General features: G+C 59.8%; 31 protein-coding genes. 19 read left to right on the top strand and 12 right to left on the bottom strand.

Annotated features, from left to right (window positions below):
* Positions 1 to 31 precede the first annotated feature (31 nt).
* Positions 32 to 715, top strand: coding sequence for an amino acid ABC transporter permease (locus tag ACSQ26_RS14695; RefSeq protein ID WP_436009988.1), 684 nt, complete (start codon positions 32 to 34; stop codon positions 713 to 715).
* Positions 712 to 1473 (top strand): amino acid ABC transporter ATP-binding protein, encoded by a 762-nt coding sequence (locus ACSQ26_RS14690; protein WP_436009986.1) that lies wholly within the window; start codon positions 712 to 714, stop codon positions 1471 to 1473. Before ACSQ26_RS14695 ends, ACSQ26_RS14690 begins: the two co-directional genes overlap by 4 nt.
* Positions 1474 to 1505: 32 nt before the next feature.
* On the opposite strand, the gene ACSQ26_RS14685 is transcribed toward ACSQ26_RS14690, so the two are convergent.
* The 4 genes from ACSQ26_RS14685 to ACSQ26_RS14670 all read right to left on the bottom strand — a co-directional run bounded on the left by ACSQ26_RS14685 (position 1506) and on the right by ACSQ26_RS14670 (position 6447).
* Complete coding sequence (locus ACSQ26_RS14685) at positions 1506 to 3314, bottom strand: calcium-binding protein (RefSeq protein ID WP_436009984.1); 1809 nt, start codon at positions 3312 to 3314, stop codon at positions 1506 to 1508.
* Between the two features lie 80 nt (positions 3315 to 3394).
* Positions 3395 to 5224, bottom strand: coding sequence for an Ig-like domain-containing protein (locus ACSQ26_RS14680; protein ID WP_436009982.1), 1830 nt, complete (start codon positions 5222 to 5224; stop codon positions 3395 to 3397).
* Positions 5225 to 5320: 96 nt separating this feature from the next.
* On the bottom strand, positions 5321 to 5869 hold the full coding sequence (locus ACSQ26_RS14675) for a DUF1254 domain-containing protein (RefSeq protein WP_436009980.1): 549 nt from the start codon (positions 5867 to 5869) through the stop codon (positions 5321 to 5323).
* The gene (locus ACSQ26_RS14670) at positions 5866 to 6447 is read right to left on the bottom strand and encodes a DUF1214 domain-containing protein (RefSeq protein WP_436009978.1); all 582 of its coding nucleotides are present in this window, start codon (positions 6445 to 6447) and stop codon (positions 5866 to 5868) included. Before ACSQ26_RS14670 ends, ACSQ26_RS14675 begins: the two co-directional genes overlap by 4 nt.
* 249 nt (positions 6448 to 6696) lie before the next feature.
* On the opposite strand from ACSQ26_RS14670, the gene ACSQ26_RS14665 reads away from it, so the two are divergent.
* Positions 6697 to 8541: a calcium-binding protein gene (locus tag ACSQ26_RS14665; RefSeq protein WP_436009976.1), complete on the top strand. Its 1845-nt coding sequence runs from the start codon at positions 6697 to 6699 to the stop codon at positions 8539 to 8541.
* Positions 8542 to 8550: 9 nt separating this feature from the next.
* Here ACSQ26_RS14665 and ACSQ26_RS14660 read toward each other — a convergent pair whose 3' ends face one another.
* Positions 8551 to 9225: a hypothetical protein gene (locus ACSQ26_RS14660; RefSeq protein WP_436009974.1), complete on the bottom strand. Its 675-nt coding sequence runs from the start codon at positions 9223 to 9225 to the stop codon at positions 8551 to 8553.
* 78 nt (positions 9226 to 9303) lie between these two features.
* Positions 9304 to 10020, bottom strand: coding sequence for a ParA family protein (locus tag ACSQ26_RS14655; RefSeq protein ID WP_436009972.1), 717 nt, complete (start codon positions 10018 to 10020; stop codon positions 9304 to 9306).
* 246 nt (positions 10021 to 10266) lie between these two features.
* Between ACSQ26_RS14655 and ACSQ26_RS14650 the strand changes: the two genes are divergently transcribed.
* From ACSQ26_RS14650 to ACSQ26_RS14640, 3 genes are read left to right on the top strand one after another with little or no spacing between them, the layout of a single operon-like run.
* Complete coding sequence (locus tag ACSQ26_RS14650) at positions 10267 to 10788, top strand: DUF4142 domain-containing protein (protein ID WP_436009970.1); 522 nt, start codon at positions 10267 to 10269, stop codon at positions 10786 to 10788.
* 9 nt (positions 10789 to 10797) lie between these two features.
* Positions 10798 to 11124 (top strand): cupredoxin domain-containing protein, encoded by a 327-nt coding sequence (locus tag ACSQ26_RS14645; RefSeq protein ID WP_436015282.1) that lies wholly within the window; start codon positions 10798 to 10800, stop codon positions 11122 to 11124.
* A gap of 45 nt (positions 11125 to 11169) precedes the next feature.
* Positions 11170 to 11859: an RNA polymerase sigma factor gene (locus ACSQ26_RS14640; RefSeq protein ID WP_436015280.1), complete on the top strand. Its 690-nt coding sequence runs from the start codon at positions 11170 to 11172 to the stop codon at positions 11857 to 11859.
* Here the strand turns inward: ACSQ26_RS14640 and ACSQ26_RS14635 are convergent.
* Positions 11852 to 12241 (bottom strand): SRPBCC domain-containing protein, encoded by a 390-nt coding sequence (locus ACSQ26_RS14635; protein WP_436009968.1) that lies wholly within the window; start codon positions 12239 to 12241, stop codon positions 11852 to 11854. The genes ACSQ26_RS14640 and ACSQ26_RS14635 overlap by 8 nt on opposite strands.
* A gap of 85 nt (positions 12242 to 12326) precedes the next feature.
* On the opposite strand from ACSQ26_RS14635, the gene ACSQ26_RS14630 reads away from it, so the two are divergent.
* Both ACSQ26_RS14630 and ACSQ26_RS14625 read left to right on the top strand, forming a co-directional pair.
* Complete coding sequence (locus ACSQ26_RS14630) at positions 12327 to 12674, top strand: ArsR/SmtB family transcription factor (RefSeq protein WP_436009966.1); 348 nt, start codon at positions 12327 to 12329, stop codon at positions 12672 to 12674.
* A 1-nt stretch (position 12675) separates the two neighbouring features.
* A complete protein-coding gene (locus ACSQ26_RS14625; protein WP_436009964.1) occupies positions 12676 to 13104 on the top strand; it encodes an SRPBCC family protein in 429 nt (142 codons plus the stop codon).
* A 541-nt stretch (positions 13105 to 13645) separates the two neighbouring features.
* On the opposite strand, the gene ACSQ26_RS14620 is transcribed toward ACSQ26_RS14625, so the two are convergent.
* Positions 13646 to 15814: a transglycosylase domain-containing protein gene (locus tag ACSQ26_RS14620; protein ID WP_436009962.1), complete on the bottom strand. Its 2169-nt coding sequence runs from the start codon at positions 15812 to 15814 to the stop codon at positions 13646 to 13648.
* A gap of 129 nt (positions 15815 to 15943) precedes the next feature.
* Here ACSQ26_RS14620 and ACSQ26_RS14615 point away from each other — a divergent pair, with 129 nt between their 5' ends.
* The 5 genes from ACSQ26_RS14615 to ACSQ26_RS14595 all read left to right on the top strand — a co-directional run bounded on the left by ACSQ26_RS14615 (position 15944) and on the right by ACSQ26_RS14595 (position 19864).
* Positions 15944 to 16432 (top strand): YcgN family cysteine cluster protein, encoded by a 489-nt coding sequence (locus ACSQ26_RS14615; protein ID WP_436009960.1) that lies wholly within the window; start codon positions 15944 to 15946, stop codon positions 16430 to 16432.
* Between the two features lie 17 nt (positions 16433 to 16449).
* Positions 16450 to 16950: a hypothetical protein gene (locus ACSQ26_RS14610; RefSeq protein WP_436009958.1), complete on the top strand. Its 501-nt coding sequence runs from the start codon at positions 16450 to 16452 to the stop codon at positions 16948 to 16950.
* Positions 16951 to 17003: 53 nt separating this feature from the next.
* Positions 17004 to 17624 (top strand): class I SAM-dependent methyltransferase, encoded by a 621-nt coding sequence (locus tag ACSQ26_RS14605; RefSeq protein ID WP_436009956.1) that lies wholly within the window; start codon positions 17004 to 17006, stop codon positions 17622 to 17624.
* Positions 17625 to 17741: 117 nt separating this feature from the next.
* A complete protein-coding gene (locus ACSQ26_RS14600) occupies positions 17742 to 18770 on the top strand; it encodes a hypothetical protein (protein WP_436009954.1) in 1029 nt (342 codons plus the stop codon).
* 95 nt (positions 18771 to 18865) lie between these two features.
* Positions 18866 to 19864 carry a hypothetical protein gene (locus ACSQ26_RS14595; protein WP_436009952.1) on the top strand — a complete coding sequence of 333 codons (999 nt, stop codon included), beginning with the start codon at positions 18866 to 18868 and terminating at the stop codon, positions 19862 to 19864.
* Here the strand turns inward: ACSQ26_RS14595 and ACSQ26_RS14590 are convergent.
* Positions 19861 to 20187: an MmcQ/YjbR family DNA-binding protein gene (locus tag ACSQ26_RS14590; protein ID WP_436009950.1), complete on the bottom strand. Its 327-nt coding sequence runs from the start codon at positions 20185 to 20187 to the stop codon at positions 19861 to 19863. The genes ACSQ26_RS14595 and ACSQ26_RS14590 overlap by 4 nt on opposite strands.
* Before the next feature lie 86 nt (positions 20188 to 20273).
* On the opposite strand from ACSQ26_RS14590, the gene ACSQ26_RS14585 reads away from it, so the two are divergent.
* Positions 20274 to 21047, top strand: coding sequence for a hypothetical protein (locus ACSQ26_RS14585; protein ID WP_436009948.1), 774 nt, complete (start codon positions 20274 to 20276; stop codon positions 21045 to 21047).
* A gap of 99 nt (positions 21048 to 21146) precedes the next feature.
* Here ACSQ26_RS14585 and ACSQ26_RS14580 read toward each other — a convergent pair whose 3' ends face one another.
* Entirely contained in the window at positions 21147 to 21353 is a 207-nt protein-coding gene (locus tag ACSQ26_RS14580; protein WP_436009946.1) for a hypothetical protein, read from the bottom strand.
* Here ACSQ26_RS14580 and ACSQ26_RS14575 point away from each other — a divergent pair.
* Positions 21352 to 21561, top strand: coding sequence for a DUF1508 domain-containing protein (locus ACSQ26_RS14575; protein ID WP_436009944.1), 210 nt, complete (start codon positions 21352 to 21354; stop codon positions 21559 to 21561). The two genes, ACSQ26_RS14580 and ACSQ26_RS14575, sit on opposite strands and share 2 nt — an antisense overlap.
* 16 nt (positions 21562 to 21577) lie before the next feature.
* On the top strand, positions 21578 to 21952 hold the full coding sequence (locus tag ACSQ26_RS14570; protein ID WP_436009942.1) for a hypothetical protein: 375 nt from the start codon (positions 21578 to 21580) through the stop codon (positions 21950 to 21952).
* 137 nt (positions 21953 to 22089) lie between these two features.
* On the opposite strand, the gene ACSQ26_RS14565 is transcribed toward ACSQ26_RS14570, so the two are convergent.
* The gene (locus tag ACSQ26_RS14565; protein WP_436009940.1) at positions 22090 to 22239 is read right to left on the bottom strand and encodes a hypothetical protein; all 150 of its coding nucleotides are present in this window, start codon (positions 22237 to 22239) and stop codon (positions 22090 to 22092) included.
* Positions 22240 to 22250: 11 nt separating this feature from the next.
* On the opposite strand from ACSQ26_RS14565, the gene ACSQ26_RS14560 reads away from it, so the two are divergent.
* On the top strand, positions 22251 to 23123 hold the full coding sequence (locus tag ACSQ26_RS14560; protein WP_436009938.1) for a DUF3800 domain-containing protein: 873 nt from the start codon (positions 22251 to 22253) through the stop codon (positions 23121 to 23123).
* 246 nt (positions 23124 to 23369) lie between these two features.
* Here ACSQ26_RS14560 and ACSQ26_RS14555 read toward each other — a convergent pair whose 3' ends face one another.
* Complete coding sequence (locus ACSQ26_RS14555) at positions 23370 to 24362, bottom strand: IS1595 family transposase (protein WP_436009936.1); 993 nt, start codon at positions 24360 to 24362, stop codon at positions 23370 to 23372.
* Positions 24363 to 24567: 205 nt separating this feature from the next.
* On the opposite strand from ACSQ26_RS14555, the gene ACSQ26_RS14550 reads away from it, so the two are divergent.
* Positions 24568 to 25125 carry a hypothetical protein gene (locus ACSQ26_RS14550; protein ID WP_436009934.1) on the top strand — a complete coding sequence of 186 codons (558 nt, stop codon included), beginning with the start codon at positions 24568 to 24570 and terminating at the stop codon, positions 25123 to 25125.
* A gap of 400 nt (positions 25126 to 25525) precedes the next feature.
* Positions 25526 to 26788 carry a DNA-packaging protein gene (locus ACSQ26_RS14545; RefSeq protein ID WP_436015278.1) on the top strand — a complete coding sequence of 421 codons (1263 nt, stop codon included), beginning with the start codon at positions 25526 to 25528 and terminating at the stop codon, positions 26786 to 26788.
* Positions 26789 to 26906: the final 118 nt, after the last annotated feature.

Genomic DNA, 26906 nt, shown 5'->3' with positions numbered 1-26906 from the left:
TTCCGCGCCACCCACCCAAAAGGACACCACCGTGCCACCCTGGCTCCAACTGATGCTGGATTCGCTGCCCTCTCTCCTCTGGGCCGGCCTGATCTTCACCATCCCGCTCACACTCCTGTCCTTCGTGCTCGGCCTCTCGCTCGGCCTGGTCACGGCTGTCACGCGCCTCTTTGCGCCGAAGCCGCTGGTGTGGCTCGCCCGGTTCTATGTCTGGATCTTCCGCGGCACGCCGCTGCTCGTCCAGCTGTTCGTGATCTTCTACGGCCTGCCGACGAGCACCGGCATCGTGCTCGATGCCTTCTCGGCGGCCTTGATCGGGTTCACGCTCAATGTCGGCGCCTATACGTCGGAGATTGTCCGCGCCGCCATCTCCTCGGTGCCGCGCGGCCAATGGGAGGCGGCCTATTCGATCGGCATGAGCTGGAGCCAGGCGATGGCCCGCACCATCCTGCCGCAGGCGACCCGCGTCTCGGTGCCGCCGCTGTCCAACACCTTCATCTCGCTGGTCAAGGACACCTCGCTTGCCGCCGCCATCACCGTGCCGGAACTGTTCCAGACCGCCCAGCGCATCGTCGCCACCACCTACGAGCCGCTGATCCTCTATATCGAGGCGGCGCTGATCTATCTCGCGCTGAGCTCGGTGCTGTCGGCCCTGCAGGAGCGGCTGGAGAAGCGCTTCGAACGCTATGGCGGCTATCTGGAGGCGCGGACATGATCGAGCTTTCCCATATCGAAAAGAAGTTCGGCGACAATCACGTGCTGAAGAATATCAGCCTGACACTCGCAGAAGGCAGCGTCACAGCGCTCGTCGGTCCCTCCGGCGGCGGCAAGTCGACACTGCTGCGCTCGATCAACCTGCTGGAAATCCCGACCTCCGGCACAATCCGCCTCGGCGAGGCGAAGCTCGACTTCACCCCCGGCCGCAAGCCCGGCTGGGCCGATGTGCAAAAGCTCCGCCGCCAGACGGGTATGGTGTTCCAGAACTTCCAGCTCTTCCCGCACCAGACGGCGATCGGCAATGTCATGGAAGGCCTGCTGACCGTGCTGAAATGGCCGGCCGACAAGGCCCGCGCCCGTGCGCTGGAGCTCCTCGAAAAAGTCGGCATGGCACACAAGGCCGATGCCTGGCCCTCGACGCTCTCGGGCGGCCAGCAGCAGCGCGTCGCCATCGCCCGGGCGCTCGCCCCATCGCCCCGGGTGCTGCTCTGCGACGAGCCCACCTCGGCGCTTGACCCGGAACTGGCGGAGGAAGTCGTCGAAGTCCTCTCGCGCCTCGCCCGCGAAGGCACGACCATGGTCATGGCCACCCACGACCTCCGCCTCGCCTCCCGCGTTGCCGACCACGTCGTCTTCCTCGATGCCGGCGTGGTGGTGGAAAGCGGCGCGCCGAAGGACATCTTCCAGACTCCGGAGCGCGAGCGGACGAAACGGTTTATCGCCTCGCTGAATACGGCGGTGAGTTATGATATTTGAGGTGCGGCGATGCAAGACGCTTGCAGGATTACTCAGATGTCGGCGAATATGGCGCGATTTGCGCCGTCTTCGATGTAAAGTAGACCGTTGCCAGGCAGATCGATGATAAGGTCGTTGCCTTTTTCCTTCACCAGTTTGTAGAGCTGGTTAGTTGACCTTAAGTTGAAATCGGTGAGATCCAAAGTGTTGCCGTAGCCATCTCTACCGAGTTGGATCCGGTCACGCCCATCGCCGCGAAAGATCACAAACTCGTTGAAGCCATCGCCGCCCGCCAGCACATCGTCGCCTTTGCTTCCGACAAGTGTGTCGTTGCCGCGGTCGCCAAAGAGCTTGTCGTCGCCATCTCCGCCAAAGAGGAAATCGTCTCCGCCTTTAGTATGAACGTTGTCATTGCCGCCGAGACCGTAATATGTTTCCGACCCGTTGATGCCTCGATAGCTATCGGCCCCTTGGGTCCCCATGACGACATCGCCAGCACGTGTGACGCCGTTGACGGTTACAACGAGTTCACCGGTCGCCGTATGAAAGCCGTCGGTCATGGTATATTCGATGAGGAGCGTTGCCTGCTGGCCCTTGACTAGGTCGTCATGTGCGTCCGTCACCAGCAATTGGCCGCTTTCGGTAATCGTTACGCTGCCTTCCCCTTGTACGACGCTTGCGGATTCGACGGTGAGTACGTCGCCCCAATCGGCGACAACATCGTTTTGCAACACATCAATCTGAACCTGTTCGCCTTCGGCCACGGTCCCGACGTCATCGACGGCAACGGGCGGATCGTTGCTATCCGTCGGGCGGTAGATCCGCTGCTTTACATGGGTATGCTGACCGTCATTCCACTCCCAGTTCACTACGAACGCACCACCATCCAGTGCCTCGATCCTCGTGTCGACGCCGACCAGGTCGTGAACGACGTAGGGGCGGCCCACCGATGTTCCGTCGGCGTCGTAGACCTGCACCACTGTGTCGTAGTAATGGAAATCCTCGTCTGAGAGATGCGACCACGCAATAGCCCAGCCGCCGTTGCTCAGGCCGGCAATAGTCAGCGGAGTGCCGCCGTCAGGCACGTCACCGATGACGGCACCGTCGCCGACTTTTGTTCCATTTGCGTCATAGCGCTGGGTATAGCGGAGATCTCCCTGCTGGTAGAGCGTCATCCAGCCGCCGTCCTTCATCGCCGTGATCATCGGTGTGTAGAAATAGGTCGCGGGATATGTCGATATGGCGCCTGACGCAATGCCGTCGCTGGTGAAGTGCTGCTGATACCAGGTGTCAAGCCCATTCCATGTGGCGACCCAACCACCGTCTTCGAGCACGGTCACGTCGCTATCATAGATCCCGGAATAGGGTAAGGTTGATAGAATGACGCTGGAGCCCACAGGCTGTCCATTGGCGTCGTAGCGCTGCTGGACGAGGTCCCATTGCGCGCCGGTTTGTTGCAAATCTATGCCGACCCAGCCCCCATCCGGCAGCCCGGCAAGAAACTCTGATCCTCCGTCCATCGCATCGTTCAACTCGACCCGGTGGCCGGACGCGTCGAAACGCCAGGCGGTTTCCACTGAAGTGTTTGTAGTCGCGTCCCAGTCCCAGCCAGCGATCAGCCAGCCGCCATCAGACAGCGTCGTGACCGCAGGTGAGTACAAGAGTCCGAGATTCTGCTCGCCGCCCATCTTGGATCCGCTCGCATCGTAGCGCTGCATCCGGACGCCCGTTGTAACCCCCTCATCCACCACCCACGTCACAATCCATCCGCCATCTGCGAGTTCGTCGATGGATGTCTTGGAGAAATGATGGGAGCCGGATGTGGAGAGAGTGGTGATTTCATCGGCAATGAATTTGGTCATCGTATGTCCTTGAATAGTGATAAAAAAGCTATCTGCTTGATGTCAAAGGGAAATTCAGAGAGAGAGACCCTCGGGACAGCTCAGATGATGGCATCCACCCCGTGATAGGCGCCGTCTTCAATATAGAGCCAGTCCTTGCCTGGCAGATTGATGACGAAGTCACTGCCCTTCTGCTTCACGAGTTTGTCGAGTTGGTTATACGACTTGAAGCCGTAGTCGGAGAGGTCGATGATGTCGGTCTTGCCATAATCCAGCTGAACTCTGTCGCGTCCGCCGCCTCGGAAAAACACGTAAACGTCTTTGCCGTCTCCGCCCTCGAGCAAGTCGTTGCCCTTGCCGCCGACGAGAATATCGTCGTCATCTCCACCCATGAGCCAGTCTTTGCCACCTTCGCCCCAAAGGAAGTCGTCTCCGCCCATGGCTTGAATTAAGTCATTGCCGCCGTGTGCGAAATAGCTTTCATTGAAGGATTCCGTGCCGCGAAGCGCGTCCGTTTCCTCACTGCCCATGATCTGGTCACCATCCGAGTGTTCGCCTGTGATTTGGATCGTGACCTGCCCGGTCTCCGTCTCGAAGCCGTCAGTCATCGTATATTCAATGACAAGCGTCCCGGTGTCGCCCTTAGTGAGGTGATAGCTCTTGTCGTACACGACTAGCTGACCAAAATCGATCGCTACGGTGGCACTACCATGAACGACAGTGGCAGATTCGATTGTCAACCTGTCGCCGTCACCGTCCGTGTCATTGGCGAGGACATCGACGAACAGGGCATCATCTTCGTACATGGCGCCTTGATCATCCGTCGAGACCGGCACGGCATTTTCACCCATCGAGAAGATCTGCTGTCTCACTTCCGATCCGGACGCGAAAGTGACGAAAAATCGACCGTCGTCGAGAGCTTCTATCGTGTGGCTCGCATATCTGGAATCGACATCAACGACCACTTTGCCACCCACAGCCTCGCCGTCGGCGGCGAAGGCTTGCACATGAAGTTCGTGCTCGTTGTCAAAATAGCTGAAATAGCTCATCATCCAGCCGCCGTCAGCAAGCGCATCGACTTGCGGCGGGCTTATTGCATTGTAGTTCAGTGAAGCTTGGTCGCCAACGGCATTGCCGTCCTTGTCAAATCTCTGCTGGTATGTCCGGTTGCTGTCCGGTGCCCCCCATGCGACCACCCAGCCACCATCCTCAAGCTCAGTGACGGACGGCGCCACGCGCGTTTGCTTGTCCGGATCACTGACCCGTACCTCGCCTCCCACCGCATTGCCGTCCTTGTCATAGCGCTGGAGCAAGACATTCTGTAAACTGCCCGCCGAGGCAAAAGTCTCGCCGCCGCCCCAGGCAACTATCCAGCCACCATCGCTGAGTGCGGTCACGTTTGCATACCGATGCTCAAACGCGTCAGTCGCGTTGACACGTTGATTTGGCCCCAAGGCGACGCCAGAGGCGCTATATCGCTGCTGGTAGACCTCGGGTTCGTAGTCGGGAGCGCCGTCAGTGAGATAGCCGGCCCATGTCATGATCCAGCCGCCATCAGCGAGGCCAGCGATGGACGGTAGTGAGTCATACTCCAGGTTGCCGCTGTTTACCTGCGATTGGAAGATCAACTGAGTGCCATCGGCGTCATAGAGGCTGATATTAGCGTCAAACGCACCGACCTTCGTGCCAATAACCCAGCCACCATTCGCCAGCCCCACCGTGACATAACCGTAATTGGCAATGGTGGTTACATCGCCGACCTTATTGCCGTTCTGGTCGAAGCGCTGCTGGTGTGCAACGGGGGCGGGGTCGTAGTCAAACCACGATGAAACCCATCCGCCCTCGGGGAGTTCGAATATGCTTGGTGTGGAATAACCAAGAAAATCGGTGTTTCCGACGACGACAACTTCTCCACCTAAAAATCTCTGCATGCAATCACTCGTTCAGCAACACGTGAGGTGTCTCGAAAAAATTCTATCAAGGCTAGCAAGTTTCAATCTGGAATAGAAGTGAGCCGGTGAAGATATTCACCCCTCATACACCTCGCAGCTCGCCTCCATCAAAAACTCCTTCGCCGGCTCCTCGAAGCTGGGCGAGGGGCTGAGTGCCCTGAGCACCACATAGCCCTCGGGTCGCGGCATCTCGATCAGCACGCTTTCGGAGATCACATCCGGGTTGGTCTTGCGGATCGCGGCGAGTTGCTGCGGCGAGGCGATGATGGCGTCGAGGTCGCCGCCGGCGGCCGAGCGGTCGTTCATCGAGAACACCTCGTTGGACGAGGAATCGTAGACCGCGAACGACCAGAACGGCACCGAGCCCGCTGCCATCAGGTGCATCGGCCGCTCGCCGACATCGAAGACGCAGGCTGCGGTGCGGAGATAGGGGTCGCCGTTGGAGAAGCCCATTTCGTCGGGCTTGTCGCCGAAGATGATGAAGCGGTTCGGTGCGTCGTACGTCGCGAGCCTGGTATAGGCGTCGAGCCCGGTGAAGGAGGGCAGCGCCAGGATGATGACGATATGCAGCACGGCGGCGCCCACAAGGCCAACGAGTATGGCGAAAAGACCGGCGCGGATCATGAGCAGCTCACGCGCGTGAGCTTCGGCATCTTGATCTCCAGCACGCCGGAGGAGCCGGCGGTCGGCGTGTCGAGCAGCGTCAGCACCAGCCGGAAGGCGGTATCGCGGCGGATCGCCAGCCAGTTGCCGGGCTGTGCCTCGGCCGAGATCAGAACGCGGAAACTGCCATCCGGCCGGCGCAGCACGTTCCAGGCATTGAAGGCGGCGGGCAGGTTTTCGGCGGGCATCAGCGGCTCCATGTCGCGGTTGGCCGCGTAAAGCGTCCAGAAGCGGGCAGGGGGCGTCAGCCCATCCATCGCATAGGTGCAGCGCGGTGACAGCCGCGCGCCGTCCTCGTCGACATCGGCCTGGAACTGCAACCCTTCGGCCGTGGCCAGCAGCAGCTTGCCGGCCCGCGCCCGGTGCGAGCGCGCATAGGGGTCGGCGGCGGAGGTCTGCGCCTCGGGAAATGCCGCCCACGGCCCGAGCCGGATCGCCCCGAAACCGGAGGACGCATCCAGCATGCCCACGGCCGAGCCTATGCCGAGACCGAAAGCCGTCAGAAGCGCAAGCGCGACAAGGAAGGGCAGGCGTAGCATCAGGTGGGTTCAGGCTTTCGAGCTGTTGTCTGGTGAGAGCGTTAGCATTGATTCCGTCTTCGGGAAATGGGAATGCCGGAGGGATCATTCGGGGCGGGTCCATCGGCTACGCAGTATTGTTTCACGCAGACGACACGCGTTCCAGCGGGGGCTTCCAAGTTTGACCGCAATTTTGTAGCAAAGCGTCAAGTATGTGCGGCCTTGAAGAGTGCCGCGTGTTTTGCGGGCATAGATATCTCGGGGTCTCTGATGGTATTTCCAGTATACGACGAGTTCGATCCAGTTGGGGACCCCACCGGGTATGACAACTTCCGCTACGGCGAAGTCCTGACGAAGATCTGGGGCGAGAATTTCAAGCCCTATATGGACAAGTCGGGCAATGCGCGTATCGGACCGAACTTCATCCTCGAGAATTTCCTGTCCGAAGCGACGCTTGCCATTACCGGTTCGAGCGACTCCGATCTCAACGGGCGCCTTTTCACCGTGCTGGACAACCATTCCGGCACCGTCGCTAGCCTGCGCAACAAGCTGAACAACGTCCTCGTTGAATGGGGGCAGGAAAACGATCTGCCGGGCTTCCCGACGAAGTTCGAGTTTGCCGGTCCGGACCAGGCCAAGCAGTTCGTCGAAATGGCACTGTCCACTATCGAGGATCAACTCGCGTCCTGGGGCGACGTCGGCCTGCCTGAATCCGAGGAACGGGCGGTGCTCGCCTCGATGCTGCAGCAGGGCGCGGATATCGGCGACGTCATGGACGACCTGCTTTTCAACGGCGACCGCGCGGGCGCTTGGTTCGGCATCCGCTACATGGACCGCGAGGCCGAGACGGTGAATAACGCCACTGCCGCCCGCCGCTATTTTCAGTCGGATGTTTTCGAACTCTACAACGACCCGGATTTCGTCGATATCGATGAGGCGGAAGATGTCGGCGCGGCCTATGCCCGGAACCGGAAATACATCCTGAAATACGAGAACGATTTCGACCCGTCGAAGATCGGCCTCGGCAACGGTGGTTCCGATACGATCGTCGATCACCTCCAGCCGGCGATGGAAAGCGTTGCCGAATTCTACGGCATCGACATCGGCCGCATGGAGGAACTGCTATTCGTCAACCTGCGTGCCGGCAGCGAATTTTTCGGTGACCAGAAGGGTGACAAGTTCAACAGCCGGAAGAACGACGACGACCTGATCGTCGGCACCGGCGGATCCGACACGATCGACGGCGGGACCGGCAATGATGTGATCCTGGGCGACACCGGTCTCCTTACGGGTCCCCAGTCCGACCGGTTGCTGGGCGGCGACGGCAACGATCGGCTCTATGGCGGGCTCGGTGTCGACGTCCTGATCGGCGGTGGCGGCAACGACAGGCTCTGGGGTGGCGGCAGCTCTGGCGATCAGCTGGTCGGCGGCAAAGGCAACGACATCTATTTCCTCACCGATGACGCATCCAATGAGGTCGGCGGTTCCGAGACCCCGTCCAATCCCTCGCTGATCGGCGGCAACAACAACGACGCCATCAACGAAGCAGGCGACGGCGGCACCGATACCGTCATGGTATATGCGTCGCGTCCGGTCTTCAACATCAAGAATGTCGAGAAGTTCAAGCTCGCCGGCGATGCCTCCGGCAATGTCTCGGTTATGCTCAACCAGTTCGACGTCTTCGCGCTTTCGGGTGGCGACGACAACCTCACGCTCACCATCAACAAGCTGCAGAAGACGCCGATCGTGATCAATACCGGCGATGGCGCCGACACGGTCTCCATCCAGTTCCAGCCCGGCGTCGATCCCTCTCAGGTGCTGGACGGCAAGGGCCTGACCGCGCGCTTCAAATTCACCAATCTCTCGGCCGAAGACACGATCGATCTGTCCTTGCTCAATATCGTGCGTATAGTGACCGGCCGGGAGAAGATCTTCGAAGACAAGGGCTTCTACCTCATGGAGCCGGGCGCCAAGCTCGACTTCATGGATCACGGCAAGATCGACAAGACCTACAACAACTCGACCGACAGCTGGTTCGTGGTCAAATGCGGCGACGACACGCCATACGGCCCCGAATTCATCGGCAATATCGACGTGTCGCATTTCGATATTTGATACGCCTCCTCACCCCGGCTTCGCGGCCAGCCAGATCATGTGCCGCGCGCCGGATTTGCCATGCGCGCGCACCGGCTTCTCCTCGGTCGTAAAGCCGGCCTGCTTCAGCCGGCGGGTGAAGGCTGCGTCGGGGGCGGAGGACCATACCGCGAGCACGCCGCCGGTTGTAAGAGCCGCCTTGGCTTCGCCCAATCCCCTGGCATTGTAGAGCGCGTCATTGGACGGGCGGCTCAAGCCATCGGGGCCGTTATCGACATCGAGCAGGATCGCATCGTAACCCGCTTTCTCCGCGCGGATGGCGGCGCCGACATCGCCCTCGAATATCGTTACGCGCGGATCGGCAAGCGAGGCTCCATGCAGGTCGGCCATCGGGCCTCTGGCCCAGGCGATGACGGCGGGCACGAGTTCGGCGACCGTGATCCGCGCCGTGTCGCCAGCCGCTTCCAGCGCCGCGCGTAGCGTGAAGCCCATGCCGAGCCCGCCGATCAGGATATGCGGAGATTTGCGCCCGCCGAGCTTCTCGAGCGACAGCGTCGCCAGCGCCTTTTCCGAGCCGCTCAGCCGGCTGTTCATCAGCTCGTTGGCGCCGAGCATGATCGAGAATTCCTGGCCACGCCGCTTCAGCCTGAGCGTCTCGCCGCTGCCGGGAATATTCGCTTCGTCGATGAGTTCCCAAGGCTGCATGGCGGGGCTTTCGGAAGATGAGGGCACTTTGCGTAACCCCATACATCTCGGCACCGGCCCGCGCCAGTCTTCAAGCGCTTACGCCGCCCGGCCCCAGCCCCACGGGCGCTTGCGGGATGGCGACGAGACCATGCGTACCGGCAACAGCCGCATCACCTCGTCGGCCAGCGCCTTGGCATTGAGCACCGCCTTGTCGAGGTTGGAGACCTTCTGGGCCTCCATGTCGTAGAGCGTGATGCCCTTGTCGAACATCTCGCGGAAGGCGGCGCGCTCGATCACCGGGGTCGCCAGCACCGCCACGCCGCGCTGGGCGAGCAGGCCCTTGATCGCCAGCAGCGAATGCGTGGTGACCATGGGGTTGACGCGGGAAAGCAGCACGGAATGGGGAATGGCGACACCGGTCTCTGATTTGATCCGGGCGAGGATGTCGAGGATCTTGGCTGCCCCCTTGGCATCCATGCCGGCACCCTGCACCGGGATCAGCACGTGGCTGGAAAAGGCCAGCGCCGTGGCGGTGAACTGGTTGCGTTCGCCGGCGAGATCGATGAGGTAATAATCGCGGGCACGGTCCATGTGCCGCATATGGCCTTCGAGCGCCGAGGCCGTCACATGGTTGACCAGCGAGATCGGCCCCCGCGGCTTGGCCGTCTCGAACCACTGGCTGAACCAATGCTGCGGATCGCTGTCGAAGACGGTGACGTTCAGGCCCATCTGGGCAAGCTCGGTGGCAACAAGCGCCGCGGCTGTTGTCTTACCCGCCCCACCCTTGGTGTTGGCGACAGTGATCACGGGCATACCAGGCGCTTCCTTTGTCCGAGTCCAAGACGTGAGGAAAGCGTGTCAAGATATGGTTAATGAAGGGTTATTGCCGGGCAGTGAATATTAACTACCTAGAAATGGGCAGTGCCGCGTGCCAGCCAAATCGAAAGGCCGAATTTTTCCGGGAACTTTCTCCAGGCATTTTCATCCAATGCGCACCATCCCAGCCAGGCGGGTCTCCGGCTGGTGGATATTGAGGCGCTTGGACCCATGGAGAATGAAATGTTGAAACAAGTTTTCGCCGTCACCGCCATTGCTGCCTTGCTGGGCATGGCCGGAAGTGCGGTCGCCGCCGATGTGACGGACCCGCAGATCGCCCACATCGCCTACACCGCCGGACAGATCGACGTGACTGCCGCGCAGCAGGCGCTGGCGAAATCGAAGAACCCCGCCGTCATCGAATTCGCGACGACCATGGAGCGCGACCACAGGGCCGTGAACGAGCAGGCCTTGGCGCTGGTCAAGAAGCTCAATGTCACGCCCGAGGACAACGATATCAGCAAATCGCTGACGGCGGATGCCCGGAAGAAGCACGACGCGCTGGGCGCGCTCGAGGGCGATGCGTTCGACAAGGCCTATGTCGAAAACGAGGTCGCCTACCACAAGGCCGTCAACGGCGCACTTGAGACAACGCTTATCCCTTCGGCCGACAATGCCGAGCTCAAGGCGCTGCTGGAAACCGGCCTGACGCTGTTCAAGCAACATCAGATGCACGCCGAGCATCTCGCCACGAGCGTGAAATAGGCCGGCATGATGGGGCCGTTCACCAATCTGAGGCGCGTGTCGATACTCGTCATCCTTGCCGCTGCGAGCAGCGGTGTCGCGTCGGCTGCGGACTACGAGATCGCCATCGAGAAGATGAAATTCGGCGCCGCGCCTGCGGAACTCAAGGTCGGCGATGTGATCGTCTGGCGAAACGATGATATATTCCGCCACACGGCCACGGCGCGCGACAAGAGCTTCGATGTCGACCTGCCGCCGAAGGCGGAGGTGCGGATGACGATCAGCAAGGCAGGCATGGTGGATTACTACTGCCGTTTCCATCCGGCCATGGTGGGAAAACTGGATGTCCGGCAATAGCCGGGCATCCCTCGACCAAGCGTGAATGCGGAGGTGTAAATGCGTATGACAGCAGCGGCGGAACGGCGGGCGGAGACGGCGGCGCTCTCCGATGTCGAACTCATGACGCTGGCGCGGGCAGGGGACGAGACCGCGATGCGGGTCATCGTCCGGCGTCATAACCAGCAATTGTTTCGCCTCGCGCGTGCCGTTCTCCGCAACGATTCCGAGGCCGAGGACGTCGTGCAGGCGACCTATGTCAGCGCGTTTACCAATCTCACCTCGTTCCGGAATGAATCCCAACTCGCGACCTGGCTGACGCGGATCGCGCTCAACGAGGCGCTCGGCCGCCTGCGCAAGGCGCGCCGCACCACGCCGCTGGAGGAACTCGACATGCCATCGCGGAGCCGCAGCGCCAATCTCATTCATTTCCCGACTTCGATTTCCGCGCCCGATCCGGAAGCCGAGGCTTCGCGCAACCAGGCGCGGCGCCTGCTGGAACGCGCGGTCGACAGCCTGCCGCTCAGCTTCCGCCCGGTCTTCATCCTGCGCGACGTCCACGGCATGAACATCGAGGAGACCGCCGTGCTGCTCGACCTCAAGCCGGAGACTGTCAAGACGCGCCTGTTCCGCGCCCGCAAGCTGATGCGCGAGGCAATCGAGAAGGAACTCACGGGTTCGTTCTCGGCGCTTTTCCCATTCGACGGCGCCCGTTGCGCCGCGATGGCCGATCGGGTGGTGGCGGCGCTCAAGTAGCCGAGAGCATTGCATCCATCGGCGACCAGTACATCTTGGACCAGCCGCCCGCCAGCATGTCATGGGCACTATCAGGATATCCGGCCTGGTCGAAGGTGAGCAGTGTGCCGGCGCCGTCCGCGGCAAGCTCGAACCGGACGATCGAATAGACGCCCTCGGGCCAGGCCTGCGACCGCCACGCCTGGACCACTCGCTTTCCCGGCACCAGTTCGACGTTGCGCGCCCTGATGTCGCCGCCGAACAGGCTGACCGCGCCGCCCGGTTCCGTGGAAATGTCCGCCGCCCGGCCGCCGGTCATCTTCGCGAACAGGTCGGATTTGGTCAGGATGTCGTAGACCCTGGACGGAGGTCCCGAGAGGCGGGTTTCTTGATGGATCGACATGATTGTTCTCCCTGTTGGTGCCAGCGTGTCAACCATTTGGTTGATGCTTGCCTTTTTAGGCTCCGTCGCCTAAGGTGTCAACCAGATGGTTGACGAAATGATCCACAGTTCCGATGACGACCGGCTGGACGGCGTGTTCCACGCCCTTGCCAATCGGACGCGGCGCGCGCTGATGCGGCGGCTTTCCGAGAAGCCAGCGCGCGTCAACGAGCTCGCCGCTCATTACGACATGTCGGTCAATGCGATTTCCAAGCATCTGATGGTTCTCGAAGATGCCGGGCTGATCGAGCGGCGCCGCGAGGGCCATACGCAGACGCTGGTGCTCGCGCCTGCGGCACTGCGTAGCGCCGAGGCCTGGATCGGCGATTATCGTGGCTTCTGGAGCGACAAGCTCGACCGCTTCGCGGATTTCATGGAAGGCGGGGGAAACTGATATGCAGGCCACCTCTTTGCGCATGTCGCGCGTCATCCGGGCCGAGCGGGAAAAGGTCTATGCCGCCTGGATGGACCCGGCGGCGCTGGTCAGATGGTGGGGTCCTGCCCATATTTCCTGCTCAGAGGCGAAGGTCGATCTGCGGGAAGGTGGTGAGTTCCGGCTCGCCAACCTCGAGACAGACGGTTCGATCGTCTGGATTTCCGGCCAGTTCGTCACCGTCCGACCACCCGAGGAACTCGCCTATACCTGGACGATCAGCAATCTTGCCGACCCGCCGAGCCTGGTGCGCGTCTCCTTCCTGCCGCACGCCGAGGGTACCGAGCTGGTGCTTAACCACGAGCGCTTCTCGAGCGAAGCGGTCAGGGACATGCATGCCATGGGTTGGAACGGCTGCCTCGACAAGCTGGAAGCCTATCTGGCCGGGTGAGGGTTCACGAGGTAATGATTATGAAGGCGTCGAGGTTTTTCGGTGTGGTCGCAATGTACATTCTAGTTTTTCTTCTCGCATTACCGACAATTTCTTTGGCCTTGGGTTTTATATATACACTCGCCCACATGAGAATTATCGGCCTCGCAAACGAAGTTGGCTATATACAGATTTGGAGAAACTCTTTTATATTTGTGTATGTGCTTGGCGCCGTAGTGATTTTAACTTTGTCGATTTTGGGTTTCATTCCAGGAGTAAGGAAGGGAAAGAGCCGGTAGGTGTCCCGAGACTTGATGACCTGACGGCAACCGCCTGAACCCGATTTCTCCAAGTCTGCAGAATCAAGATTTATGCACGTCTGCGATCGTGTGTCATTTTAATGGTTCGCTTCGCACAAAAACCATGCCTGAAACTCAGACAAGATTGGCTGTGTCAATATTTGATAATGGGCATTATGGAATCGACTTTAGATATCGGAAAGTCAAACGCGCAATATCGGGCTGATGACCCGGAGCCATCCTGAAAACGTGTGCCTGCCCCCTCACTCCACACTCGCCACCTTCTCCAGCTTCTTCAGCGGTTTTGCATCCTTCAGCCGCTCGCCGATATCCTTCACCACCCTGGTGCTCGCCACGGTCAGCATGCGTGGCCGGATGAAGGTCGGGGCGGCGTCGGCGGTTTCTTCGGTCTTCTCGACGACAGGCTTTTCCTTGTTCACCAGCTCGGCGATTTCGGGGGCGGGGTCGGCGCCGGGGATGGTTCTGAGCGCCAGGCCCTGATGGGCGTAGTCCATCACCAGCTTGAAGGTCATCGCCGGGAGCGAGCCGCCTGTCATGTTGTTGGAGGAGGTATAGTCGTCGTTGCCGAACCAGACCGCCGCGGTGAAATTGCCGGTGAAACCGCCGAACCAGGCGTCGCGATAGCCTTGCGTCGTGCCGGTCTTGCCGCCCGTCAGCACGCCATCGACGGCCGCCTTGCGGGCGGTGCCGACATAGGGAATGCGGGTCAGCATGTGGTTCATGTAGTCGGCGGCCTGCTGCGTGAGCACCCGTTTGGCGGGCGGGGCGTCACGGTCGAAATCGTAGAGCACGTTGCCACCGTAATCGGTGATCTGGCTGATGCCGTGACGGCGCGACTCCAGGCCGCCGGTCGGAAAGACCGCATAGGCCGTCGCCTGGTCGAGCACAGTGACTTCCGATGAGCCGAGCGGCACCGTGACGTCGTTGCGCAGCGGCGTCTCGACGCCGAATTTCTTCGCAAGCGCCACAACCTGGTCGATAGGCTTCTTGCCGAACTTCTCCTTGGTGAGGCGCACGGGAATGGTGTTGATCGATTTCGCGATCGCCGTCTGGATGTCGATCCGGCCGGCATAACTGTTGCCGTAATTGCCCGGGCACCAGTTGCCCCAGCAGATGGGCGCATCGACGATCGGCGTCGTCGGGGTCAGGCCTTTTTCCATCGCCAGCGAATAGGTATAGACCTTGAACGACGAGCCGGGCTGGCGCAGCGCCTTGGTGGCGCGGTTGAACTGGTTTTCGCCATAGTCGCGGCCGCCGACCATGGCGCGCACCGCGCCGCCGTTCTCGATCACCACCATCGCGCCCTGCTTGACGCGGTAGGTCTCGCCATATTGGCGCAGGCCCGTCTCGACGGCCTGCTCGGCCGCATGTTGCAGCCCGGCATCGAGCGTGGTGCGCACAACAAGCGTATGGTCGGAGAAGTCCTGCTTTCGGGCCAGATCGAGCGTCTGCTCATAGGCCCAGTCGAGGAAGAAATCCGGTGCTTCCCTCGTGCTGCGATCGACGGCGGTGGCGGGATGGCGGCGGGCATCGATCACCTCGCCCTCGGTCATCAATCCGCCCTGCACGAGGTTGGTCAGCACCTCGTTGGCGCGGGCGCGGGCAGCGGGCAGGTTGACATGGGGGGCGTATTTCGCCGGGGCCTTGAACAGGCCGGCGATCATGGCCGACTCGGCGAGCGTGAGGTCGGGGAGTTCCTTGTTGAAATAGAACCGCGCCGCCGCCGCTGCGCCGAACGTGCCGCCGCCCATATAGGCGCGGTCGAGATAAAGCGAGAGGATCTCCTTCTTCGTCATATGCGTCTCGATCCACAGCGCCAGGAACGCTTCCTTGATCTTGCGGTCGAAGGAGCGCTCGTTGGAAAGGAACAGGTTCTTGGCGAGCTGCTGGGTCAGCGTCGAGCCGCCCTGGACGACGCCGCCGGCGCGGGCATTTTCGCTGACCGCGCGGAACAGGCCGAGGAAATCGATGCCGAAATGCTCGAAAAAGCGCCGGTCCTCGGTCGCCAGCACCGCCTTGACCAGATGGTCCGGCAGCTCGTCGATCGGCACGGAATCCTCATGGATGATGCCGCGATGGCCGATGACATTGCCGTAGCGATCGAGGAAGGTGACGGCGAAATCCGATTTCTTTCGCCAGTCGCTCTTGGCGATCTCGAACGCGGGCTTGGCAAGCGCCAGCATGGCGATCATGCCGACCGCGCCCCAGGTCAGGGCTTCGCCCGCGAGTTCGACCGGGATGCGCTTCCAGCCCTTGACACGGAAGCGCCGGAAAAAGATGGTGATCTCTTCCCATAAGTCGAGGAAACGAAAGCCGGCGGCCCAGAGCGTGGAGTCGAGCCAGGCGTCGAGCCGGAGGAAGAAGTGGCTCTTCAGACGCTTGTTCTTCAGGTCTTCGCCGTCGTCGGCCATTGCAGGATCCCAGGTAATACTGGCCAAGTGCGGCGCTTGGGTATAAACGCTGCGGCCTTGCCAGATGTTTGCCGATTTTCGCCAAAACAGCAAGAAGAAGACGTTTCAGGCAGGACACGAATTCGCGATATGACAGAGCCTGTTCCATTCTGGAAACAAAAGACGCTTCGCGAGATGACCGGCGAGGAATGGGAAAGCCTGTGCGACGGCTGCGGCCGCTGTTGTCTCAACAAGCTCGAATACGAGGATACAGGGGAGGTCGTCTGGACCGACATCCGCTGCAAGCTGCTCGACGGCAATAGCTGTCGCTGCACCAATTATCCCAACCGCAAGGACTTCGTGCCCGATTGCATCCGGCTGACCGTCGAGGAGGTCGAGACGTTGACCTGGCTGCCGCCGACCTGCGGCTACCGGCTGGTGAAAGAAGGCCGCGACCTCTATTGGTGGCACCCGCTGCTCTCCGGCGATCCGGACACGGTGCATGCCGCCGGCATCTCGGTGCGCGACCGGACGGTGGACGAGACCGACGTCGATTGGGACGACTACGAGGATCACGAAGTGAGCTGGCCGGGTGAAGTACCGGAGAGTGCGCGGAAGCGGAAGAAGCAGAAGGCTTGAACGGGCAGGGGGCCGGAATGAACTTTGGCCGGAAATGGTTCGTCACGGCGCTGCTGCTGGCTGGCTTGAACTCCGCCTCTATCGCGGGCGATCTCGGAACCTGCGTCGACCTTTCCGACCCGGTGTCGTTGGCGATGAATTCCTATCGTCCAGAAATTCTTGAGCCGAGGGGGCAGCAGATCTGGGGCTCGCTCCGGGAGCCAACCGATTATTCTTACTTTATCACAAGCGATTGCGGGCAGCCCGGATGCTATATCCGCGGCAAGCGGGCCGACATTCCCATCAGCTACCGGAAGGTATTCGAGACGCAGGGATATTCGAACGAGGCACTTGGTATCAAAGCGATATATGGAATGTTTTATGTCAGGGCCGATGGTCCAAATCTCGAAGCGCCGAGGCGGACATATTTCTATTATGCCGAGCCTTATCACGCAAATGGTGAGACCAGGACCAGGTATGGTATCGTCGAATTTGAAAACGGCGAAGTTCCGGCCGAGGTGCGTAACTGCCTTGGTTGATGAAGCTCCAAAGCTGCGGAAGATTTAGCGCAATCGACGATTGGGAGGTTCACATGAACGAACGCCGCACGCATTGGGAAAACGTGTACTCGACCAAGGGCGAGGCCGATGTCAGCTGGTTCCAGGAGACGCCGGCGATATCGCTCGAACTGCTGGCGGTGGCGGGTGCGAAGCCGGCGGATGCGGTCATCGATGTCGGCGGCGGGGCGTCGCGGCTGGTCGATAGCCTGCTGGACAAGGGGTTCACCGGTCTCGCCGTTCTTGACCTCTCGGAGGCCGCCCTTGCCGCGGCGCGGGCGCGGCTCGGCAAGAAAGGCGACGCCGTCGAGTGGATCGCCGCCGATGCGACGGCATGGGAGCCGCGCGAGGCTGCCTATGACATCTGGCACGACCGGGCGGCGTTTCATTTTCTCACCGAGCATGAGGACCAGGCCGCGTATATCGAACGGCTGAAGCTCGGGCTCCGCAAGGGTGGGCACGTGATCATCGGAACCTTTGCACCCGATGGACCCGAGAAATGCAGCGGCCTGCCGGTGGCGCGGCACGACGCGGATTCGCTAGGCGGGCTGCTCGGCAAGGGGTTTACGCTAATCGATCACCGGCGGCACGAACACGTCACGCCATGGGGCAGTATCCAGAAGTTCCAGTTCTCGACCTTCCGGCGCGACGGCTAACGGGCGCTTTGCCGGCGAGTGTGGGTGCATTCAGTCGACGATGTGGTGGTCGGGCGCGAACTTCAGCCTCGGACAAGCGCTGCCGAATAGCGTTCCTGCCCAAACAGGAGCGCTTGAATGATACAGCAAAATCCGGATGCATTCATTGAGATGCTGATCAGGGCACCTGATCTTGATTCCGTCCGCAAGGTGGCCGACGAGGTCATGACCATGAAGGACGTGAACGCGCAGCGGAAGACCTTTGCATTCGGCAATCTGGCCAGCCCCTTTTTCGTGCCGAGCGACAAATCGAAGGGCCAGATGCAGATCAATCCGCTGCAGTTGCAGTATTTTCTTGCTCAGGCCCGCGCCTCGGCAGCTCAGACGGTGTCCGAGCGCATCATCGTGTCGGCGCCGATGAAGTCGGGCTCGACCTTCATTTCGGCAGCACTCGGTCATGCCTTCCGGTTGCCGAAGACCAGCCTACTGATGCTGCTCGCCCGCCCGTATGACTATGCGGTGCTTGGTGCAGGTACCCGGCCGCATGAGATCGATGAGATCGCGCTGCTCAACGCTTGCCTGACGCCCGGCGGCTTCGTGGCGCATCATCACATGCTGTGTACGCGCTTCCTGGCGCAGCAGGCGGAACTCTACAAACTCAAGTTCGTCCTGCTGAAGCGCAATATCTTCGATTGCCTCGTCTCGCTCGACGACTTTTGTCTCAAGAATATCGGCGAAGTCGCCGGCAACGACGTCTCGCCCTACACGGAGCTCGGCCTGCCGCGGCTCTGGTCCAAGATGGAGTTCGAGGAGCGGATGCACCATCTGTTGGACCGGTCACTGATGACCTATGTCCATTATCATGTGTCCTGGAGCCTTCTTGATCGCGCCGGACTGATAAAACCGTTCTGGATTTCCTATGAGAATGAAATGCTCGGGGACAAAGCGGCACTCGCTGCGCGCATCTGTGAATGGCTGGGCCGCAGCGCCAGCGACGTGGAGTCGCTGTTTACGGCCCTCGACCGTGGCAAGGGCGACCGGGGCACGCATTTCAACAAGGGCGTAGCCGGACGGGGAAGCGTGATTCAAGGTGCGCTCCGCAAGCGGGTCATAGATGCCTTCATGGCTTATCGTGATCTCGCTGACTGGCGCGAAATTCTCGGTTGACGCGCCGATTCCCCGATATCGGCCAAGCGCCAGTCTGGGGAAAGGCTCGGGCCATAGAATTCGGGATATTGGTTCATTGAAAGGGATGAGACGGCATGGACAATCTGGCGAGAAAAGACGATCAGGCACAGGAATTCGGTTCTTTCCTGCACGCGATATCGTCGGTTTCCGATGTGGCGGCCCTCGATGCGATGTGCCATGATTTTCTCTACCGGCAGCCGCCGCAGCAGGGCCTCGAATATGCCGCCGGCATGACCTGGGCCAACCCGTTCTTCCTGCCCAACATTCCGCGCGAAAGCCTCGATCTGCTGGCACTCGACCGCGGCTATTTCGCCGAAATGATGATGCGCGCCAAGCTGACGGCCGCCCGCAACGACCGCCTCAACGTGCTCGTGACCGCAGCTCCCGGCGCGGCCCCCGATTTTCTCGACGGCGCGCTTTCGATCGCGCTCGGCCTGCTGACCGCCAATATCGTTGCCGGTGCTGCCGAGCCGGTGCTGCTCGGCGCCTCGACGCTGGACCAGGAGCCCGATGAATTCGCATTGATCCGCGAAGGCCTGATGATGGGTGCCGGCTATGTGGCCCGCCATGCGGCCCGCTGCACGCCCTATGCGGCGCGCATGCTGGCGCTTTACAATATCCGCCCGGTGGTCGTGACCCGCAACATCTTCGACACGATCGCAGAGATCGAAGTGGCCGCACTGACCGAGGACAGCGCCGTGGCCGCGATGATGCCGGCAGGTTTCGCCGGACTCGACCGCGAGGACCGGCTGATGCTGGTCGCCGGACGCTTTGCCGCCTGGATCGCCGAATTCCACCTCTCCTGGAAGCGCGCCGAACGCGAAGGCCTGGTCAAGCCGCTGTTTCTCTCCTACGAGGCCGATTTCCTCGGCGACCGGCACCTGGCTGCCCGCAAGCTCGCGGAATTCCTCGGACCCAAGGCCAATGCGATGCGGCTTTCGGCGGTGCTCGACGAGCGCGAAATTCCGGCCGCCGGCGCGGGCGAGATGCTGCCCGTCGCGGTGCGCGACATGGTCGCCCGGATCGTTCGCGGCTATGCCGGCGAGGAAGATTTGTCGGCGCTGCTCGGCTAAGACTTCTGCTCCAACAGCTTCTTCGGCGCGACGTTGCGCCACGCCATTTCGACCGCCATCTCGGCGGTCGTTTTGTTGCATCTGTCGAGATGCATCGCGGTCCAGCCGCGCTGGCCCCATTTGTTTGGTAAGGGCGAGAATTCCAAGGGATAGAGGCCCAGCAGCATCAATTGCTGGTCGGGCTTCAGGTTGAGATTTGCCGTGGTCTCGGCCGGCAGGCTCATGAAGATTTTCGGGGCGCGGAAGTCGCGCTTGCCGAAATGGGCGGATTGGGTCGCGCCTGGGAGCGAGAGGGCGATGGCGGTGATGTCGTCGTGGGTCATGTGATTATTCCAAAAGAATTTGCTTGTTCAAATATTGAAGTAGTTCAATGTCTGGAGCAAATGTCCGCAGCTGTTGGGAGAGTGCTGTGCAGAAAATAAGCTTAGCATGGTATGCAAGACTCAGTGCGAATCTTCGGCCTTTATTGGTTGGCGGGTTGGACACGGTTGAATTGGCATTGACCACTCTTCAGGCGGCATGGCCTTATCTCGCTTATCTCGGAGACCCAAAAGGGCCGCTTTCTCTTGACGCCACTCGCCCGGTTATCTGGAATATAATGCGGCTCGGCGAGGAATTGCTTCGATCGCCTGAAGATCAACGTGCCGAAATATTGGATAAAAATCGCCAGTCTATTTATCAATTAACGGCGAATTTAAATATATTACTTGATGCGGATTTGGGGCATCAACCAGTTTATCACGTTTATCCTAAAAGGGCATATAGCATAGATAAACTTATTGAGGACGCGGCGTCGCTCTTTTCATCTGAGGTCACTGCGGAGTTTAGCGATTCTGAAATCTTTGATATTCGCGAAGCTGGCAAATGTCTAGCATTTGAGGTTCCTACGGCAGCTGCGTTTCACCTTTTTCGCGCGGTCGACGCGTTACTTCAAAGATACACTATTGCCGTCGCTGGTAGCTTGCCAAAAAGCAAGAATTGGGGCCAGTATCTTGCAGAATTGGACAAATGCGGGGTCGATCCGAAAATTACCAGTGTCCTCAGACAACTAAAGGACTTGCATCGAAATCCAATTATCCATCCAGAAGTTCGACTAACCCTGGAAGAGGGCCTGTCTTTGATAGGTATTGCGGAAAGCGCAGTCAGTCTTGTGGTTCGAGATCTGATCGCACGGCGCCCTTGACCGTTCGCGGTTAGATTACAAAGATTCACCAGCGATGGCTGATGCGAGATTTTGCGTTTCAAATCTCTTAATGTAGGAAAATAATCCCAACATTATATTTCACACACCCACGCGAGTTTGTGGTAATGTGAGTCGTTCGGGTTGAGAATCGCCAGATGGATCAAATTCGCTGACGAACTCCGCAGCCGCGATTGCCTGAATGCGGACGCGGGCTTCTGCCTCGCTCTCGGCGGTAACGTCGATACCGAAGTAACGGTCATTGAATGCGTATCGGAAACCAAAAACCTTCTGGAGAGACATCATCATGTCGGTTCGTCCTAATGGACTGAAATATCCCTGCTACTGGATGTACAAGGACAATCAGAGTTTATGGCGTTGGGTTTATTACGGCGACAACGGTGAAGAGATCGCGGTCAGCAGCGAGAGTTACACGTCCAAGCAGAACTGTTTGAAAAGCGTGAACATCATGAAGTCCTCGGGTTCTTCCACCACTTACGAACCACCAAACAGTTGAGCATTAGGAGAACGGCATGCCAATTGCTATCGGAATAGGTATCAGCCCAAGCTTCAGTCAGAATAATCCGGCAACGATGCCAACCTCGGATGATATTCTTTGTCAGGCGATCGGCGCTAAGGTTTATGTGACCGGCAACTATGACGGCGAACCGATTGTGGTTGAGCCATACGCCGTCTACAAAGAGGACGAAGCGGACGACTTCTTTCTGCTCGACGGCGTTGTGATCCCCACCGGATACCGACCGAATGGAAGGCCAATCAGATCGACGTTCGAGGTTTCACTTTTCTCTGGACTGCTCCTGTCCGAAGCTGCCTTTATCCCGCATTCCAGCTTGCAACGGCGTATCGAGCGCCTCCGCAACATCAAGTGCGCTGTCGAGTTCGTCTAGCCCTTCCAAGAGGCCCTCAAGGCTAAATTGTGCGTTGTTATAGCCGCGTTGAAGACTCATCATCTTCATGCCGTAGTAGCCACACTCCGCCTCTACCCGAAGATAGCCGGCGATGCCCTTTAAACGGCCAAAGGTACTCACTTCGGTTTACTTGTCGCTTTCGGCTGCTGCGTCTTGGCGATCTTGCCTAGCCGTTCGTCAAAACGCTTCTCGTCCTCGTCTGTTTCCAGTTCGCGGGCGGCTTCGCGGAACTTGTCCACTTGCAACTTTTCACTTTTAGCGTTCATTATCGATCCTCATGGGCGATCCAATAATTCCAGACTACGAGTTCATAGCATATATTGATGAGTCTGGGGACCCGGGCTTAAAGCGCGTGCGCCCGGTCGATGAAACTGGAAGCACCGAGTGGCTTGTAATATCGGCGGTTCTAGTGCGCCGATATCGCGACCACGAGACGAAGGAATGGGTTACTGACCTGAACAAAGCCGCCGGTCTCAGGGATAGCCATATCATTCATTTCAAAGACCTAGAGGATGCCCAAAAGCTAACGATGTGCCAGGAGATGGCAAAGCTCCCAATCCGAATTTTCTGCGTAGCCTCCAATAAGAAGAACATGCGCGGCTACAGCAACGAAAAGGCCGCAAAAGTCGGTGCCAAGCAGTGGTTTTATAACTGGATCGTTCGCATTCTGCTTGAGCGCGTTACCGATTACTGCCTGCGTTTTGCCCAAGACGAGGGTTTGGAGCGCCGTCACGTCAAGTTTGTGTTCTCCCAAACTGGAGGCCATTCTTATAGCCAAACCGCCGCCTATCACGACCTTCTGAAGCGCCAGTCTTTTGGCAAGACGATCCTTCTCAATAAATGGTCGCCACGCTCGGAAGTCATGAGCTGGCACCTAGTCGAGAACTACCCCCATTCCCAGCGGGCGGGCCTTCAGTTGGCAGATGTTACGGCAAGTTCGTTCTATCAGGCAGTCGATAATCTCGATACCGGGCCGTGCTGTTGCGATTATGCGACGGCGTTAAGCCCGCGAGTCGCTTGGGATGCCGATGACAATAAGCGAGACTACGGCTTGGTTCTTCAGCCAACCCCGGATTGGAAAGCGGCGCTGTCCAGCGACCAAGAGCAAATCTTCCGGTTCTATGGGTATGATTTCAAAAAGAAATGGTAGGCCCCGGCTCCTGTTTCGTCCGACATTGATAGGCTGCGTCTGTGCTGCCATACATCGGATAAGACGCGAAAGCGTCGAGAGTGATCGGCGTTCCTACCGCCATGAACCATACCAGATTCACAATGAGAATCAACGTTTTAGTAAAAATCCGCTAAGACGTTGATTATGATTCACTATTTCCAAGATCAGTCTTCGATGTCGGTAAAATACAAGGAAAGCTGATAGGAAAAACCCCGATATCGTTCCTTAGATACCAGCTTGATCATAAGTCAGGCGCTTGCCAGCCACACCGATCAGGGCATTCATTGCCCGCTCTTTGTCATTCACGCCGAGACCGACGCGGTTATTATAGCGGAAATCGAATTCCGCCAGATAGCGATGCAGGTGCTTTTCAGCACAATGCTGATAGACGCCCTTCATGCCACGCTTGAAGACGCTGAAATAGTTCTCAATCGTGTTCGAATGAATGACTGCATCGCCTTCGTACCGGACGTACTCGCCAGCCGAATGTTTCGTGGTCTGGTGATCGGCGAAGCGAGCGTCCATACCGGTGTAAAGGCGGCTTTCGTCGGTGTAGACGATGCTTTCGTGATGCACGTTGTCCATGACCAGATTGGCGACCGTGAACTTGTCGGCGCGCTCGACATGGAAGGTACGAACCGCACCGCCGCGCTCGACAAGACCGAGAACGGCGCGCTTGTGAGACGGTCCAGTCTTGCCAGACTTCGTAAACGGCTTGCCGCTGGTCGTCATCGTGGGTGCGGGACCGGACTTCTTGCCGAAGTAGGTTTCATCGGCCTCAACAGTCTTGCCGTTGCCACCCATCGGGCCAAGATTTCCTTCACGCATGGCTTCACGAATGCGGTGCGACAGGAACCAAGCCGACTTCAAGGTGATCTCCAAAACGCGATGAAGCTGGTTAGAGCTTATGCCCTTCTTGGAAGAGCACATCAGGTGGATTGCCTGAAGCCACTTGTGCAGCGGTATGTGACTTTCCTCAAAGATCGTGCCGATGCGGACAGTGAACTGCTTACGGCATTCGCCGCACTTCTTGAGGCCGTGACGTTCAACGCCTTCCGGGTTCTTCTTCGAAGGCTTGGAGAACACGCCTTCCAGCTTATACACGCGGCCCATGCAGCCACAATGCGGGCAAACCGGGCCTTCAGGCCACAGAACGCTTTCCACATGGGCGAAGGCTGCTGCCTCGCTGTGAAAATATTCCCTCGAAAGAACCGACATGATTGCACCGAAATCCCTAAGCTGTTGGGATCGTTTTAGCATCCTCATTTGGGTTTGTCAAATATAATATTGGGAAAATAATCCTTGACGGCGTGACGGTCGTTTGGTAGGGTTATGACATGATCCGATAAGTGCGGATGATGGAGCGCCGCAGGCGGTGCCGCGCAGTGGATCGGAGCAATCTCCCAATATAGGAATGTTTTCCATGTCTGACGCGGATGATTTCGATCCGGCGCTTGCCGGCGCGTGGCCGGTGGGGCGGGGGGCGGTCTATCGGCCCGATATCGCGGAGGCGGTGGATGAGCTTTTGCTCGAGACCAAGTCCGAGCCGTCGCCCTCGGAAGCACTGCAGAGCCTGCTCAACGAGATGCAGGGCGAGTTGAAGGCGCAGTTCGATGTGTTCAAGAAGATCCGCGTCGATGCACAGGATCGGCTCGATGGCACCGACGAGGGCGAGATCAAGCTTGCCAAGGCGGATGTGAAATCGGCGAGCGATGCGTTGTCGCTGATCGTGCGGACGATCGAGAAGGTCGATGGGCTGCAGCGGACGCTGGCCGAGGACCGGATGCGGGCGGAAGAAGAGAGCTTCGACGATGATGCTTACCAGAAGCTGCTTGCCGATATTGAGCGGAAGATTAATGAACGCGTGGATGAGCGTGCCCGAATGCGGTTGGGCGACGGGATCGAAGGTGCCAAAGCAGGAACCGGCCCGCCGGGGAATGACGATGCTTCCGAGAAGTGCGCGCACGAGGAAGCGGGCTGAGGCCTGTAACACCAAGGCATATATGACGCGGGCGCAGACAGTTGCCGATGCCTATTTGGGGGACATGAAGAAAGTGGTTCCCGATCCCGTAGGTACATTGCGGCGGTCCAACGTTTTCGAGCGAGCTGGCGTTGCGGGACCTGAACTTTCGCAGGACACGGGAGACAAGATCGAGGCGGTGCAACAATCTCCCTCTTCTCCCCAGCGGGGAGAAGGTGGCGCGAATGCGCCGGATGAGGGGGGCGTGGCCGAGTGTGGAAACCCCCTCATCGCCTCGCATGCGCTCGGCACTTCTCCCCGCTGGGGAGAAGAGGGAGACCAGACGGCGTCGGCCGAGAATGTGGGTGACGCTCCTCTGTCGCCTTGCGACACCTCCCACTCAACCGGGGAGATTGGAGAGCTGCTGAGCTGCTTCGCCCGGCCCGATGCATTGAGACAGGCGCTGCGCCTCGGCAGCCAATGGAGCGGGCTCGGAGCGCGTGACGAACAGCAACCACCCCCCGGCGACTGGCGGACCTGGCTCCTCATGGGCGGGCGCGGATCGGGCAAGACCCGGGCCGGCGCCGAATGGGTGCATGCGATGGCACGCGGGGCAAGAGTGCCGCTCCGGATCGCGCTGGTGGCCGAGACGCTGGCCGATGCGCGTGAGGTGATGATCGATGGCGTTTCGGGCATCTGGCGGATCGCCAGGTTCGGGCGGCCGCAATTCGAGATCACCCGGCGGAGGCTGGTCTGGCCGAACGGTTCGGTGGCGCAGCTGTTCTCCTCGGAAGATCCCGACAGCCTGCGTGGTCCGCAGTTCGACCTCGCCTGGTGCGACGAGTTGGCGAAATGGAAGCATGCGCAGGAAACCTGGGACATGCTGCAATTCGGGCTCAGGCTCGGCGACATGCCCCGGCAGGTGGTGACCACCACGCCGAGGGCCATTCCGCTGGTGCGGACGCTGATCAAGGATGCCGGCACGGTGGTGACGCGGCTTTCGACCGAAGGCAATCGCGCCAACCTGGCGGCCGGCTTCATCGAGACGATGGAGAAGCGCTATGGCGGCACCCGGCTTGGCCGGCAGGAACTCGGCGGCGAACTGATCGAGGACCGCGAGGACGCGCTGTGGAGCCGCGACATGCTGGAACGGCTGCGTATCCGGACGCATGGGCCGCTTGGCCGCATCGTCGTGGCGGTCGATCCGCCGGCGGCGGAACGGGCCAAGGATTCCTGCTGCGGCATCGTCGTCGCGGGGCTGGAAGCGACGGGCAGGGCGGTGGTGCTGGCCGATCTTTCGGTTGCCAATGCTTCGCCCTCTGCCTGGGGCAATGCGGTGGTGCGGGCGTTCAGGAAATATCAGGCCGACCGGGTGGTGGCCGAGGTCAACCAGGGTGGCGACATGGTGAGCGCGATCTTGCGTTCAGTCGACGAGATGCTGCCGGTGACGACGGTGCATGCCCGGCGCGGCAAATATCTGCGGGCAGAACCGGTGGCGGCGCTCTATGAACAGGGCCGTGTGGCCCATGCCGGGGATTTCGCGGCGCTTGAGGACCAGATGTGCGATTTCGGACCCGACGGATTGTCCGGCGGCACCTCGCCGGACCGGCTCGATGCGCTGGTCTGGGCACTAACCAGCCTGGTTCTGGGCGGGCAGGGCGAGCCGAGGGTGCGGGGGATCTGAACTGCAACGCATACATGCCCCATCAGCGCGCGCCGGTTGAATTTGGTTGTGTATTGCCAATTACTGCACTTTATAGTAGTTTTTATCTTGACGATCGGCCGGCGGGCGGTGCGATCGG

Source organism: Rhizobium sp. LjRoot254 (assembly GCF_964254105.1).
Classification (GTDB): domain Bacteria; phylum Pseudomonadota; class Alphaproteobacteria; order Rhizobiales; family Rhizobiaceae; genus Rhizobium_E.
The sequence above is the reverse complement of the archived record's forward strand: the minus strand, read 5'-3'. Positions and strand labels throughout refer to the sequence as shown.